Genomic DNA, 14009 nt, shown 5'->3' with positions numbered 1-14009 from the left:
CTCCCCCCATACTCTGCAAGTAGCGATGTGTTCATGCCAACGTCCCGTGCATCAACTCATCCTGGCTAAGATCAAAACGCCCCAGCACCTTGACCTTGGAGTTGCTCCCCAGCTCGGCGAACGACAGCACCGGCACATGGTTGAATTCCTCGATCAACAAGGTTCGCAAGGGGCTGCGTAAGTCTTGCGCCACCAACATCACACTTTTACTTTTGGCCCGGACAGTGAAGGCTTGGTTGAGCAGGTTGATCAGCGCCGCACTATTGTCGTTGTCGAGTGCGAAGAACACCCCCGTCTGGGTCTGGCGCAGCGCCTCGCGCAGGGTGTTTTCGGTCTGCGGTGATAACAGCCAGGCATGCAGGCCATCGGCCTCACTGTACTGGTGGAGGATCTGCGACTTGAGGGCAATGCGCGCGTAGTCGGCCAGCGCTTCCGGCTCACGTTCGTGCTGGCCGTACTCGATCAGCGACTCGACAATCAACCGCACGGCGCGCAGTGGCACGCCCTCGCCGGCCAGGCGCTGCAACACCGCCGAAAAGCGCGAGATCGGCATGATGCGCTGCAGCTCCTGCACCAGCTCGGGCTGGTTGTGCTCAAGCCAACTGAGAATCGCCTTGCTCTCCTGGATCCCCAGGAACTGAGGCCCGCTGAGCATCATCGCCTGCTTCATGCGCTCGACGATCAGGCTCGTCGCACTGAAGCGCTCCAACTGCGAGTCATTGAGCAGTGGGTCATCAGGTGGCAGCCAGAGCCAGTCCTGTTCATTGCGCTCGGCCAATCCCGGGGTGCCATGCTCGGGCTCAACCGTCAGTGCGGCGCGCTCCACGGCCACGCGCTGGACCACCGACGCCCTGACCATCGGCACTTCATGCACACAGAAGCGCATTTCATCGTCAGCCAGTGAATCATCGATCTCGACCTCGAACGGTGGCAATGTCAGACCAATGTTCGCGACCAGGGAATTGCGTACCTGACGGATTCCGTGAATAAGATCCGTCACCTCAGGCGTCCCTCGCAAGGCCGAGGGAAACTGCAACAGATAGGGACGGGACGGATCAAACCCGCGCAGGTCCTCGCTACCGTTTTCCTCGGGCCGCGTGGCGTCGACAGCTTCAGCTTCCGGCTGCTCTTGCCTGCGGCGCCGGAGGTCGAGGTAATAACCCAGGCCGCCGGTCATCATCGATATCAGGATAAACACCAAGGTCGGCATGCCAGGCACGATCGCAAACACCAGCATTGCCACCGATGCGATCATCCAGCTCTTGGGCTCACTGGTCATCTGCCGGGCGATTTCGGCGCCCATGTTCGTGACGCCCTTGCGCCCCTCAGGCGCTACCCGGGTAATGATCATGCCAGCAGTCAGCGAGATCAGCAGCGCAGGAATCTGCGCGATCAAACCGTCGCCAATGGTCAGTACCGAATACAGCGCCATCGAGTCGCCAGCGCTCAAACCGTGCTGGAACATCCCCGTGGAGAATCCGCCCAGCAGGTTAACCACCACAATGATCAACCCGGCGATGGCATCGCCCTTGACGAACTTCATGGCACCATCCATTGCACCGAACAACTGGCTCTCGCGAGACAACTGTTCACGCTTGTCGCGCGCTTGCGCACCGTCGATCAAGCCGGCACGCAAGTCGCTGTCGATGGACATCTGCTTGCCCGGCATCGCGTCCAGACTGAACCGTGCTGCCACTTCGGCCACCCGCTCAGAGCCCTTGGTGATGACCAGGAAGTTGACCAGGGTCAGGATCAGGAAGATCACCATGCCCACCGCCAGGTTGCCTCCTACCACGAAGTTTCCGAAGGCCTCGACGATATCGCCGGCGTCCTGTTCCAGCAGGATCAAGCGCGTGGTGGCGATCGACAACGCCAGGCGAAACATGGTGGTCAGCAACAAAATCGACGGGAAGGAAGAGAACGCCAAAGGCCCGGGCAAGTACAGCGCCAACATGATCAGCAAACAGGAAATGCAGATATTCAGCGCAATCAGGATGTCCACCAGCCAAGTGGGCAGCGGCACGATGAAGATGAACACAATCGCCATGATCACCACGGCGCCCAATACCTCGGCACGCTGAGCCAGCTTGAGCAGTACGCCGTTGATGGCGGACAGCACAGTCACGCCAGGATGCTCGAATCGGGAAAGCGAGGGTTCCTGCCTTCGAGACGGGCAAGCTCGTCCATCACCAGCAGGAAGTTATGCAGCGCTTCTTGGCGGGACCGACTATCCGGCCATAGCGCCAGGGGCAGGCGTTGAAACACCGGGTAAAGCATATTGAGAGACACAAGAGTGGGCGTGTTGTCCCCCATATCCTCGGCCAGGCGCATGACTTCATTTGACGCAATGCCGGTGCTGGCATAACCCAGCAGGCGCTGCAGCAGGCTTACCGCATGCAGATCAATCGCCAGGTTCTGGGTCAAATCACGACAACTGCACAAAACGCCACTCAATGCGCCGCAACTGCGCAGCCCCACCAACAAGGTGCGCAACATTGCCGTAGGGACGGACGATGCATGGGCGGCGATGTCGGCCGTCAAGGCGCTGGACATCACGCCCAGCCCATGGGCAAAGCGGTCGTCACCGTAAACGCCCAACAGGGCCTGCATCATGGTCGCCAAGGATTGCCGCGTCACCACACTTGCGTAATAGAGCGCGCGTAGCGCCTGGCGCTCCTGTGGATCGCCACCCGCCTTCTGCAAGGCCACGGCGATATTCAGGCCTGCCTGGATCTCTCCTTTAAAGCGAATCTCCAACTTGGCAATGGCATCCCGCGCCAGGTTGGCTTCGGACTTGCGCACTTCGGCATCGGCCTGCTCCAACACCGACTTGAGTACCACGAAGGTGCGGGCCGGGTCACCGCCGGTACTTTCAAGCAACTTTTCGACGCTGGGTTGCGTCAGCAATTGCAGCCTGACCCGCCGCGCAACCGCCGCAAAACTTTCCTGGGCCGGATGCCCCAACTGCTCATAGAGCTGCGCGAACGCCTGCACAGGGGGCACACGCACCCCGATTTTGCGCTTGTCCAATGTGCGGCTGCTGGACTCCACCTCCTGGCTGAAGTGCAGAAAAAGATCATCGATACCTTTGCCCGGCTCAGGCTTGACTACCGGGTTAACGGTGGACGGCTCCAAGCGTGGGGGCGTTAGTACTTCATTGGCAGATTCGACTTTCATGGGCAGGCCAGGGCAGGAAGATAGTGTCCATATGTGGCAAGGCCCGCATAGATGGTTCCATAGAAATCCAGCCTGCCGACATGATGAAAAAACCTGCACACGCCCGTGATGCCTTTTGCAAGTTACGGCACAAAAGCGCGTCGACCATTACGATTTTATTTATATAAATCATTAAGTTATATGTGGATTCTCCTTTGGCACAGGCAGTGCAAAAGAGGTAACCGTCGAAACCATTTCGACTGCGTCTACCTTAAGGAATAAATCATGAGTATCCCTATTGAAGCTTTAGCTCATCTTGTTGGCAGCTCGCCTCAATTCATGCTCCACCTGACAGACGACCAACAGAAGAAACTCCGCCGTTTCATTCACAAGCGAGTGCTCAACCCGGAAGATGCGGATGATCTTTTGCAATTGACCTACCTGGAAGCCTGGCGTAATCGCGAGCGTTTCAGTGGCACCGCTTCGCTTAGCACGTGGATGTGCGGCATTGCGCAGAACCTGATCCGCAATCACTTTCGGCGCTTGTATGCCAAGCCCGCGCATTGCGAATTCGATGAGTCGCTGTGGCATGGTCAGGAAGAAAACAATAGTCTGGACTGGGAGTTTGAGGTCAACCGGCGCCTTGAAAGTACCCTCAGCGCGATTGATCATTTACCGACAGAGATGCGCAAAACCCTGTATGCCTCGCTGGAGACCGACGGCAGCTACCAGGACACTGCGGACGTGTTGGATATACCCATCGGCACCGTTCGCTCACGCCTGTCCCGGGCACGCGAGCAGCTCAAGCGCGTCACCCATAACACGCTGCACCAGTAACCAGACTTAAACGGTCAAGCGTTGGGCGACAGGGATATCTGCCCAACACCGTCAGACCTGGCACGATCGAAAGCATGCAAAGGCCCAGCGCTACAGCGCCCACCGCTCCAAAGCGGTCCCACCTCCGCCCTTTACGTCGGGGACCGCCATCGACTCCATCTCGCTCCCCCTGATCATCAAGCCCGCGCCTACACAGGATTGGATTGGCTGATCGGATGTGCACATCCCCTGCCGCCCGTCGCCCAAAGCGGCGTTTTCCGTTAAACAGTTGAAAGCGTAGAAAAATTTTCAATAAAAAGGCTTGACGCATTGCCGTTCCAGGCGAATAATGCGCGCCACTTGGCTACATAGCTCAGTTGGTTAGAGCATAGCATTCATAATGCTGGGGTCCGGGGTTCAAGTCCCTGTGTAGCCACCAAGTACCGATCCATAGATGTCTACAGCAGTCTATGAATCACCTCAAGAAGCCCGCCTCGTGCGGGCTTTCTTGTTTCTGGCTGTCTCTTCCTGTATCCCCATACCTTCCCACCGTGCATCCTCGACTGATAATTGAACCGAGGGGATATAAGCGCAATTGAAACGATCCGAGATCAAACGCCGCCCCAATGCAGCGGGCAGTTGTTGATCAATAGCGGTCATGAAGGGATTATCCAGTGATGCCCCGGATGAAGCTTCAGCAAATGCTGCCTCAGCCACGCCAACTCCTCAGCGGGCAGCGTCGGCAAGGTCTTGTGAAAATCCTCCTCGTCCTTGGGCCGTACGCGCAAGGCTTTGAACAAGAGGATCGCCGCAGGCCGTAAATATGGAATGCCTTCACTGCTCGAATACAACATTTCTGTACGGGGAAACCGGAGAGCCCCATCCCGCTTGTAAACCCATACCTCAGGACTTCCTGATTCAATCATCATGTCCACCCGCCAGGCTTGAGCAACTGGGTCGAAACACCACACCTGCTGAATGTCTAACCCTGGGATATGATCCGCGGGAAGAAAAGTGAGCACTCCGGCCTTCGCGGTGTACATATCGAGATCGCCAAACGCGTGCCGGAATTCCCGGAAATCGTCTCGCAACATCGTGAATTCTATATCGTCATGCTCCCTCGTCTTTTCACCGAGCCATAGATCAAGCGCCCACCCGCCGACAACGCACCATGGACGCGAGACGGTCTTCAGGCGAACAGCCAACTCAGCGGGTGTCCATGAACTCCACAGCGCTTGATCCGGCGCCAAAGTCCGGTCCGTCATAGTCTGATCTCCGATCGTTCTGAGCATTACGTTGCCACATAAATAATCTACAGATACAGATAACTACCAATCCAGTTCGAATGTCTGTGTACCACCAAGTACTAAAACCGGCTTACCGAAAGGTAGGCCGTTTTTTTATGCGCGCAAAAAAACTCCCCAACTGTATTTTGACGCCCCCCAACCCCACTGTTAGTGTCCAGCCTCCCTTCACACACGGAGTGCCTAACGGTGAAACTGGACATCTACCAGGTCGACGCCTTCAGTCAACGTCCCTTTGGCGGTAACCCGGCGGCGGTGTGCCCGCTCACAGAATGGCTGCCCGACGAACAACTACAGAACATCGCGGCCGAGAATAACCTCTCGGAAACCGCATTCTTCGTACCCCGTGGCGAGTTCTATGAGTTGCGCTGGCTCACCCCGCAAGTCGAGGTGGACCTGTGCGGCCATGCCACGTTGGCGGCGGCGTGGGTATTGATCCATATGCTGGCCGATGCCCCCGAGGTGCTGCGCTTTGCCACCCGTAGCGGCGAGTTGCGGGTGACGCGCAATGGCGACGAATTGGCGATGGATTTCCCGGCCAAGCAGCCCGAACGCTGCGAGCCGCCGAGCGGTATGTTGAGTGCGTTGGGGATTGAAAACGCCGAGGTGTTTGGCACCGACGACTACATCGTGCTGGTAGAGGATGAAGCGCAGGTGGCGGCACTCACGCCGGATTTTGCGCGACTCAAGGGCCTGCCTAAACGCGGGATTGCGGTCACCGCCAAAAGCACGCGGTTTGATTTTGTCTCGCGCTGGTTCGGCCCGAATGTGGGGGTCAATGAAGACCCCGTCACCGGCTCGGCGCACACCTCGCTGGCACCGTTGTGGGCCGAGCGCCTGGGCAAATCGCAGTTGACTGCCGAGCAAGGCGGCCAGCGTAAGGGCCAGTTGCGTTGTGAACTCCAAGGCGACCGCGTGATTATCTCCGGCCAGGGCGCGCTGTATATGCAAGGCACGATTTACCTTTAAGAAAGCAAGTACCCAAGGACAACAGATCATTCTCAAAATGAACGGAGTTCAGCGCGTGTTTTTGATTTCTCGCCGCCACCTGACGGTCATCGCAACAGCCCTGGCCCTCGCGGCCTGCCACACCCCCGTCAACGAACAACCACCGGCCCCGGAGCTGGGCTCGGGCTATCGCACCGACCTCAGCACCCGCCACGCCGAACGCCATATGGCCGCCGCCGCCAACCCGCTGGCCGCCGAAGCCGGACGTGAGATGTTGCGCCAAGGCGGTTCGGCCATCGATGCGGCAATTGCCATGCAAGCGGTGTTGACTCTGGTGGAACCGCAGTCCTCCGGTATCGGTGGCGGTGCGTTCATCATGCTGTGGGATGGGCAAAACGTGCATGCCTACGATGGTCGCGAAACCGCGCCGGCCGGTGCAACGGAGCGTCTGTTCCTGAAAGCCGACGGCACGCCAATGGCCTTCACCGATGCGCAGATTGGCGGGCGCTCGGTGGGCACGCCCGGGGTGTTGCGCGCACTGGAGATGGCGCACAAGAAGAGCGGCCGCCTGCAGTGGGCCAAGCTGTTTGAACCGGCGATCCGTCTGTCGGAGCAAGGCTTCGCCATCTCCCCGCGCTTGCACAGCTTGATCGCGGCTGATCGCTTTATCGCACAATCACCGGAGATGGCGGCGTACTTCCTGAATGCCGATGGTTCGCCCAAAGCCACCGGCACGCCGCTGAAAAACCCAGCGCTGGCCGCCGTGTTCAAGCGCATCGCCAAGGAAGGGCCGGATGCGCTGTATCACGGGCCGATTGCCGATGAAATCGCGCGCAAGGTGCAGGGCAATCGCAATGCCGGCAGCTTGTCCCAGGCCGACCTCAAGGGCTACACCGCCAAGGAACGCACGCCCCTGTGTACCGACTACAAACAATGGAAGGTCTGCGGCATGCCGCCGCCCTCCTCGGGCGGGATTGCTGTGGCGCAGATACTCGGGACCTTGCAGGCATTGGAAGCCCGCGACCCGCGCCTGGCTATCGCACCGATGACGCCGGTCAAAAGCGCCTCGCCTGCCGGGCTTGAACCGACACCCGAGGCGGTGCACCTGATCGCCGAAGCCGGGCGCCTGGCCTTTGCCGACCGCGCACTGTATGTGGCTGATGCAGACTTCACCCCCGTGCCCGTTGCCGGCCTCGTCGCGCCCAATTACCTGGCCCAACGCGCCGCGTTGATCGGTGAGCGCAGCATGGGCATCGCCAAGCCCGGCCAACCCGCTGGCGTTCAAGTGGCGTACGCGCCAGACCGCTCGCCGCTGCGTATCTCCACGTCGCAAGTGGTGGCGGTGGACGACCAGGGCGGTGCCGTGTCGATGACCACTACGGTGGAAGCGGCGTTCGGTTCCCATGTGATGGTCCAGGGCTTTTTGCTCAACAACCAGATGACCGACTTCTCGTTCATCCCAGAAGAAAACGGTCAGCCTGTCGCCAACCGCGTGCAACCTGGCAAGCGCCCACGTTCGGCCATGGCACCGACCTTGGTGTTCGACCGCAAGACGGGTGAACTGCTGGCCACCGTCGGTTCCCCTGGCGGTTCGCAGATCATCGAATACGTGAGCAAATCCCTGGTGGCCATGCTCGACTGGAAGCTCGACCCGCAAGCGGCCATCAGCCTGCCCAATTTCGGCAGCCGCAACGGCGCTACCGAGTTGGAAGCCGGCCTGTTCAGCCCTGCGCTGAAACAGGCGCTCAAGGACAAAGGCCATGCCCTGAGCGAGATCGATATGACCAGCGGCGTCCAGGCCATCATCCGTACACGGGATGCCCAGGGCAAGGTGTTGCTGAGCGGCGGCGCCGACCCTCGGCGTGAAGGCGAGGCGCTGGGTGACTAAGGTGTTTTGATCAACGGAGAATGCACGGTGCACACAGCCCACAACCTCGGCGCCCTACCCGGCGTCGATCACGGTTTTTGTTCGATTGATGACCCGCTGCGACCTGATGATGTGTTCATCTGCAAGCAGGTGCACAGCGCGTCGGTGATTGAGTGGCAGTCGGGCCAAGTGACTAATACGGTTGAGGCGGACGGCGTGTTCACCCGGAGCCGGCAGCCAATTGCGGTCATCACGGCCGACTGTTTGCCCATTCTGATCGCAGGCGGTGATTTAGTGGCCGCCATTCATGGTGGCTGGAAGGGCTTGCAACGCGGGATTATCGGCAATGCCGTGCAGTGTTTTATCGATGAAGGCATTACCGCGGACCAGTTGCGGGTGGCAATTGGGCCGTCGATCAAGCCGTGCTGCTATGAGGTGAGTGAAACGTTCATTGCCCAGTTCCAAGCAGATCAAGGCCACCTATGGGAGGACCGCCAGGCACCCTGGAGCATTGAGCAACCGGCGCCGCTACAGCCCCCGCACATTACACCGCCCCACGCCAGGCAAGCGGGAAGTGCCTGGTTTGACTTGAGCGGGTATGGACTGCTGTTGCTGCACGCGGCGGGGGTCAAGCGCCAGCTTATCGAGGTGAGTGACGTGTGCACTTACTGCACGTCGCCGGCGTTTGCCAGCTATCGCAGGAGGACGCATCACTTGGAGGAGCCGAAGACGTTGATCTATTCGTGGATTGCTCGTACGACCTGACGGACAGACCGTACTCTTGTGGCGAAGGAGCTTGCTCCCGGCGGGCTGCGCAGCAGCCCTTGAACCGAGGGCCACCAGCAATCAGCGGCTGATCTTCAACCCCTTGCGCCCCGCATGCCGCTCCAGCGCCAATTCGATCAACCGGCTCACCAACTCGCTATAGCTCATGCCCGCCGCCTGCCACAGCTTGGGGTACATGCTGATGCGGGTAAAACCAGGCAGTGAGTTGACCTCGTTGATCAGGACTTCGCCCTCATCCGTCAGGAACACATCCACCCGCGCCAGCCCTGCGCAACCCAACGTCTCAAATGCTTCGATGGCCAGGCTGCGAATTCGCTCGCTGGCTTCATGGCTGATAGCCGCCGGCACCACCACTTGGGCTGCCTGATCGTCGATGTATTTGCTGTCGTAGGAATAGAAGCCGTTGCTCACCACGATCTCGCCACAACCGCTGGCGATGGGGTGGTCATTGCCCAACACGGCGCATTCGATTTCACGGCCTTGAACGGCGGACTCCACCAGCACTTTTTCATCAAAGCCCAACGCCAGCTCAACCGCGGCGCGGTACTCGGCTTCGCTGCCGACTTTGCTCACGCCCACTGAAGAGCCCTGGTTGGCGGGCTTGACGAACATTGGCACACCGAGCTTGTTCGCGGCCGCTTCAAAGGAAGTGCGCGCCGCGTTGCCACGGGTGAGGGTGATGAACGGCGTGACGGCAATACCGGCGTCACGCAGCAGGCGTTTGCTGATGTCTTTGTCCATGCACACGGCCGAGCCGAGCACGTCGGAGCCGACAAAGGGCAAGTCAGCCATGCGCAGCAAACCTTGCAGGCAACCGTCTTCGCCAAGGGTGCCGTGGACAATGGGGAAGATCACATCGATGTGTTCCAGCAGGCCCTGGCCGGAGGTTTCCACCACTTGCTGGCTCGCCTTGCCGGGCACCACCGCCAATTCACGATTGGATTGGTTGAGGGCGATCAGTGCCGGGTTTTCCTGGTTGATCAGGAAGTTCGACGTGTCGTTGAGGTGCCAGTGACCGGCCTTGTCGATACCGATCAGGATGGGGTCGTAGCGCGAACGGTCGAGGGCATCGACGATGTTGCGCGCCGATTGCAGCGAAACCTCATGCTCAGTCGAACGACCACCAAAAATAATACCTACCCGCACCTTGCTCATGACTCGGCCTCACTGTTGAAAGTAAGGCTTCTTACCACGAGCAGTCAGCGATTCGCCACCAGATGCGCCCCGAACAACAGATAGCAACTGCCGGCAAAGCGGTCGAGCCACTTGCGCGAACGACTGTAGAGGTTGGCCATGCGCTCGCTGGAGAACACCAGGGCTACGCTGGAATACCAACTGAACGACAACGTAGCCATGGTGATGACCGCCAAAGTCAGCAACGCCGGCGAGGGTGAGGGCGGCATGGTCGAGGCGAAGGCCGTGGCGACGAACAGCGCGGCCTTGGGGTTGGACAAGTTGCCGAGCAAACCAAAGCGCCAGGCGGAAAACAACGAGCGTCGCGGCTCATCGGGCAACACCGCCTGCCCCGTTGTCGGCGCCGAGCGCTTGAACAGCTTTAGCCCAAGGTAGATCAGGTAGCAACCGCCGATGATCTTGAACGCCAGGTACAACATGGGCGCGGCGGTAAACAGCGACTTGATACCCAGGCCACCTGCCAGCCCCCAAATAATCGTGCCCGTCGCTACGCCCGCCGACGCCACTACACCGTGACGTCGCGAACAACTGGCGGCCAATTGCGCCGTATTAAAGAAGTTGGGGCCGGGCGTCACTACGGCGACCGTCCAGAGCAACGCCAATGGCAACAAAGACGCGAGATAAGGCAGGTCGGAGAACAACATGGGCGATCCCTCTTTACGTTAATAGGCTCACACCGCTAAAGGTCGCTCGCCGGTTCGGGCGTGTGCACCAACAGGTCCCCAGGCTGACAGTCCAGGTAGGTGCAAATGGCATCCAGCGTGCCCAGCCGTATGCCCTTGACCTTGCCCTGTTTGAGCAACGACAGGTTCTGTTCGGTAATCCCGATGGCGGCCGCCAGGTCTTTGGATTTGACCTTGCGCCGAGCAAGCATAACGTCCAGTTCAATCACAATGGGCATTTCGATCTCAAACAAAAGTGCGGTTTTCAGAATCCACTTCACTGGCCTGCCACAGGATACGCGCGATTACCGCAATACAGGCAGCAAGAAACAATGCGACGAAGCTCGGCGGGGCGAAGCTCAATGTGAAAAATCGCTCGCCTTGCGGCTCATTCATAGAGACCCAGAGGCCGAGCAATGGCTCGCATAAAAATTCCAGCAATACCCACAATGCGACTGCTCGCCCAACTTTACCCAGATGCTGGGCCGCTGCGCTGGAAAAATACTCACCACGGGCGTAGTTGCGAAACAGTTTGCGCAGATGGTTCAAACCCGACACCAAGGCCATCAGCGGAATACTGGAAAGTACTATACCGCCCACCCCTTGCCACCAGGGGAGCAGTGCGATTTGCACGCCGCTGTCCTGAATCCGGTTACTCAAGGAAAAACTAAGCCCTAGGCCGTCGGCGGTAGAACCCAGCACCGGGAACAGCCACACGGCGGTGTTGAGCACAAGCATTGCGACAATCAGCAGAAGGGTAACCAGCGACATGCGCTGGCTGAGTTGTGCCAGACGTTGGGTATTCATAAACAACCTCGGTAAGTGATGAGGGTGCAAAATAATATATAAATTATCGTAAAACAATCATTTTTTAATGCAAATCAATATATCCAACGCGAAACAGCCTCATCAAAAACCCGCAGACCGTACGCACAATCATTCAAGACCTCGACAGACAACTCACGTCAGACTGGGTTAACGTATTTCCACCTCCTTCTGTGACAAGTCACCATGGGCAAACCCACCCACACCCTCGACTGGCTGCACCGCGCCCCGCACGCCAGTGGCCTGGACCGTATCGAGGCGTACTTTGCCGGCTTCGCGTTCGACCCCCATCGCCACGACACCTACGCCATCGGGCGCACGTTGTTAGGCGTGCAGAGCTTTCATTATCGCGGCGGCATGACCCACAGCATGCCCGGCACCACCATGGTGATTCACCCGGATGAAACCCATGACGGCCGCGCAGGCAGCGACGAAGGCTTCAAGTACCGGATGATTTATGTGGAGCCCGCGCTGATCCAGCAGATCCTCGGCGGCAAGCCCTTGCCGTTTATCCCCGGCGGCTTGTCCACCGACCCTCGGCTGCACCGCGCCAGCGAAGTGCTGCTGCAAAGCCTGGATTGCCCGATTGACCCGATGCAAGAGCAGGACGCCATGTTCGACCTGGCCCAGGCGCTGAGCAATGCGTCGGGCGCCATCGTCAGCCGTAAATCCTTCGACTACGTCGCTGCCGAACGCGCCCGTGAATTTATCCACAGCGCCCTGGGCCGCAGCATCACCCTGGATGAAATGGCCGACCACGCCGGTCGCGATCGCTGGGCCTTGTCGCGGGATTTTCGCGTGTTGTTCGGCACCAGCCCCTACCGCTACCTGACCATGCGCCGGCTGGACCTGGTGCGTCACTTGTTGGCCCAGGGCCAATCTCTGGTGGATGCCGCAATGACCGCCGGTTTTACCGACCAAAGCCACATGACCCGACAATTTCGCAGCACCTACGGCATGCCGCCATCGCGTTGGGTGAAGATGCTCGGGCGCTGATACAAGGCTTGGCATGCAATCAAATGTGGGAGGGGGCTTGCCCTCTCCCACATATGAGTCAGCTTGCTTTCAGTACCGCGTTCGACGCCTTGCCAGGCGAGTTGAGCCCCAACGCCAACACCGCCCCCGCCAAGGCAATCGCCGCACTCCACCACAACGCCAACTCAATCCCGCCGGTATTGGCCACCGACACCAGCACCGCCAACCCCAACGCTCCACCAACCTGCTGGCTGGTAGACGCCATCCCCGCCGCTACACCTTGCTCTGCGGGTCGAATACCCAGGCCCGCCGCCACCCACATGGCTGTCCAGGTCATGCCTTGGCCGATGCTCAAGATAAAAATCCCCGGCAGCAGCGACCAGAACCCCACGCCTGTCGGCAAGGCCCAACACACCAGCCCGATGCCCACTGCGCCCGCCAACTGCCCGTAGACCAGTGTGTTGCGCAACCCAAGCCGGCCCAATGAGTGCTCCGCCAGCCAGATGCCGAACGTACACACCAGGGTCGCTGGCAAAAATGCCAGCCCGGTCTGCAACACGCTATAGCCGTAGACCTGTTGGTAGTACACCGCAAGGAAGTAGTACTGCACACCAAAGCTGCTCATGAAGACCGCTGTCAGGACCATGGCCATGCGCAGTTCGCGATAGGCGAACAGGCGCAGTGGCATCAGCGGGTCGCGGCCGCGGTGCTCGATCCAGGCGAACACGCCCAGCAATGTTACGGCCAGGGCGATACAGCCTAGGGTGGCAGGCGCCGTCCAGCCCCACTCCGGGCCCTGTACCAAGGCAAACACCAGCAAGGTGCCTCCGACCGTCACGGTCAATGCGCCGCTGATATCGAACTTGCGCCCGCGCACCCGCTCGCCATCGGCAGGAATCCAATAGCGCGCCGCCCAGGCGCAGCCACCGGCCAACGGCACATTCACCAGGAATACCGCCTCCCAGCCCCACACCTGGGTCAGCACGCCTCCCAGTAGCGCGCCCAGGGCCAGGCCTGCTGCCGACGCCGCACTCCACACCGCGAACGCACGGTTACGCGCCGGGCCTTCGGCATAGTGGGTGTTGATCAACGCCAAGGTGGCCGGGAACAACATCGCCCCGCCCACGCCTTGCACCGCGCGCGCCAGCACCAGCAACAGCGCGCTGCCACCGAGCACCGCTGCCAGGGACGCCAACGCATACAGCGCCTGGCCCACTCGATACAAACGGCGCTTGCCCAACAAGTCAGTGGCGCGGCCGCCCAGCAACAGGAAGCCACCGAACGCCACGCTGTAGGCGCTCACCACCCACTGTAATTGCTGGGCGGAAAACGCCAGGTGCGTGCCGATTTGCGGCAATGCGACAAAGACGATGGTGGCATCGAGGGCGATGATCAGTTGGGCGGTGGCCAGCAGCAACAGCATCCAGCCTGAAGGTTTAGTGGGAGGCATCACAGCGTCCTATCCGAAAATGAAGT

13 protein-coding genes and 1 tRNA gene are annotated in these 14009 nt (G+C 59.7%); 6 read left to right on the top strand and 8 right to left on the bottom strand.

The window, feature by feature from the left end; all coding sequences use genetic code 11:
- Positions 1 to 31: 31 nt before the first annotated feature.
- Together sctV and sctW are read right to left on the bottom strand one after the other, a co-directional pair.
- A complete protein-coding gene (gene sctV / locus JFT66_RS28260; RefSeq protein ID WP_198860551.1) occupies positions 32 to 2125 on the bottom strand; it encodes a type III secretion system export apparatus subunit SctV in 2094 nt (697 codons plus the stop codon).
- A complete protein-coding gene (gene sctW / locus JFT66_RS28255; RefSeq protein WP_153838966.1) occupies positions 2122 to 3177 on the bottom strand; it encodes a type III secretion system gatekeeper subunit SctW in 1056 nt (351 codons plus the stop codon). The genes sctV and sctW overlap by 4 nt, the downstream gene beginning before the upstream one ends.
- 264 nt (positions 3178 to 3441) lie before the next feature.
- On the opposite strand from sctW, the gene JFT66_RS28250 reads away from it, so the two are divergent.
- Entirely contained in the window at positions 3442 to 3993 is a 552-nt protein-coding gene (locus JFT66_RS28250; RefSeq protein ID WP_034117967.1) for an RNA polymerase sigma factor, read from the top strand.
- A gap of 341 nt (positions 3994 to 4334) precedes the next feature.
- Positions 4335 to 4411 (top strand) — tRNA-Met (locus JFT66_RS28245).
- Between the two features lie 217 nt (positions 4412 to 4628).
- Here the strand turns inward: JFT66_RS28245 and JFT66_RS28240 are convergent.
- Entirely contained in the window at positions 4629 to 5237 is a 609-nt protein-coding gene (locus tag JFT66_RS28240) for a nucleotidyltransferase domain-containing protein (protein WP_034118780.1), read from the bottom strand.
- A gap of 228 nt (positions 5238 to 5465) precedes the next feature.
- On the opposite strand from JFT66_RS28240, the gene JFT66_RS28235 reads away from it, so the two are divergent.
- The 3 genes from JFT66_RS28235 to JFT66_RS28225 are packed head-to-tail and all read left to right on the top strand — an operon-like array spanning position 5466 to position 8856.
- Positions 5466 to 6245: a PhzF family phenazine biosynthesis protein gene (locus JFT66_RS28235; RefSeq protein WP_162524923.1), complete on the top strand. Its 780-nt coding sequence runs from the start codon at positions 5466 to 5468 to the stop codon at positions 6243 to 6245.
- A 37-nt stretch (positions 6246 to 6282) separates the two neighbouring features.
- Entirely contained in the window at positions 6283 to 8112 is a 1830-nt protein-coding gene (gene ggt, locus JFT66_RS28230) for a gamma-glutamyltransferase (protein ID WP_198860550.1), read from the top strand.
- 27 nt (positions 8113 to 8139) lie between these two features.
- Positions 8140 to 8856, top strand: coding sequence for a polyphenol oxidase family protein (locus JFT66_RS28225; RefSeq protein WP_198860549.1), 717 nt, complete (start codon positions 8140 to 8142; stop codon positions 8854 to 8856).
- 81 nt (positions 8857 to 8937) lie between these two features.
- Here the strand turns inward: JFT66_RS28225 and ddlA are convergent, their stop codons facing one another.
- Genes ddlA through JFT66_RS28205 form a run of 4 tightly spaced genes read right to left on the bottom strand, consistent with a single transcriptional unit; the run spans position 8938 to position 11540 of the window.
- Positions 8938 to 10032 (bottom strand): D-alanine--D-alanine ligase, encoded by a 1095-nt coding sequence (gene ddlA, locus JFT66_RS28220; protein WP_034117964.1) that lies wholly within the window; start codon positions 10030 to 10032, stop codon positions 8938 to 8940.
- Positions 10033 to 10076: 44 nt separating this feature from the next.
- On the bottom strand, positions 10077 to 10715 hold the full coding sequence (locus JFT66_RS28215; RefSeq protein ID WP_034117963.1) for a LysE family transporter: 639 nt from the start codon (positions 10713 to 10715) through the stop codon (positions 10077 to 10079).
- 35 nt (positions 10716 to 10750) lie between these two features.
- Positions 10751 to 10972 (bottom strand): helix-turn-helix domain-containing protein, encoded by a 222-nt coding sequence (locus JFT66_RS28210; RefSeq protein WP_153838971.1) that lies wholly within the window; start codon positions 10970 to 10972, stop codon positions 10751 to 10753.
- Positions 10973 to 10979: 7 nt separating this feature from the next.
- Positions 10980 to 11540 (bottom strand): DUF2975 domain-containing protein, encoded by a 561-nt coding sequence (locus JFT66_RS28205; protein ID WP_034117961.1) that lies wholly within the window; start codon positions 11538 to 11540, stop codon positions 10980 to 10982.
- A 204-nt stretch (positions 11541 to 11744) separates the two neighbouring features.
- Here JFT66_RS28205 and JFT66_RS28200 point away from each other — a divergent pair, with 204 nt between their 5' ends.
- On the top strand, positions 11745 to 12554 hold the full coding sequence (locus JFT66_RS28200) for an AraC family transcriptional regulator (RefSeq protein ID WP_034117960.1): 810 nt from the start codon (positions 11745 to 11747) through the stop codon (positions 12552 to 12554).
- 58 nt (positions 12555 to 12612) lie between these two features.
- Here the strand turns inward: JFT66_RS28200 and JFT66_RS28195 are convergent, their stop codons facing one another.
- Positions 12613 to 13956 carry an MFS transporter gene (locus JFT66_RS28195; RefSeq protein ID WP_080752930.1) on the bottom strand — a complete coding sequence of 448 codons (1344 nt, stop codon included), beginning with the start codon at positions 13954 to 13956 and terminating at the stop codon, positions 12613 to 12615.
- Positions 13957 to 14009 lie beyond the last annotated feature (53 nt).

This window comes from Pseudomonas sp. MF6755 (assembly GCF_016405635.1).
Classification (GTDB): domain Bacteria; phylum Pseudomonadota; class Gammaproteobacteria; order Pseudomonadales; family Pseudomonadaceae; genus Aquipseudomonas; species Aquipseudomonas haemolytica.
This window is presented reverse-complemented; position numbering and strand designations above follow the sequence as displayed.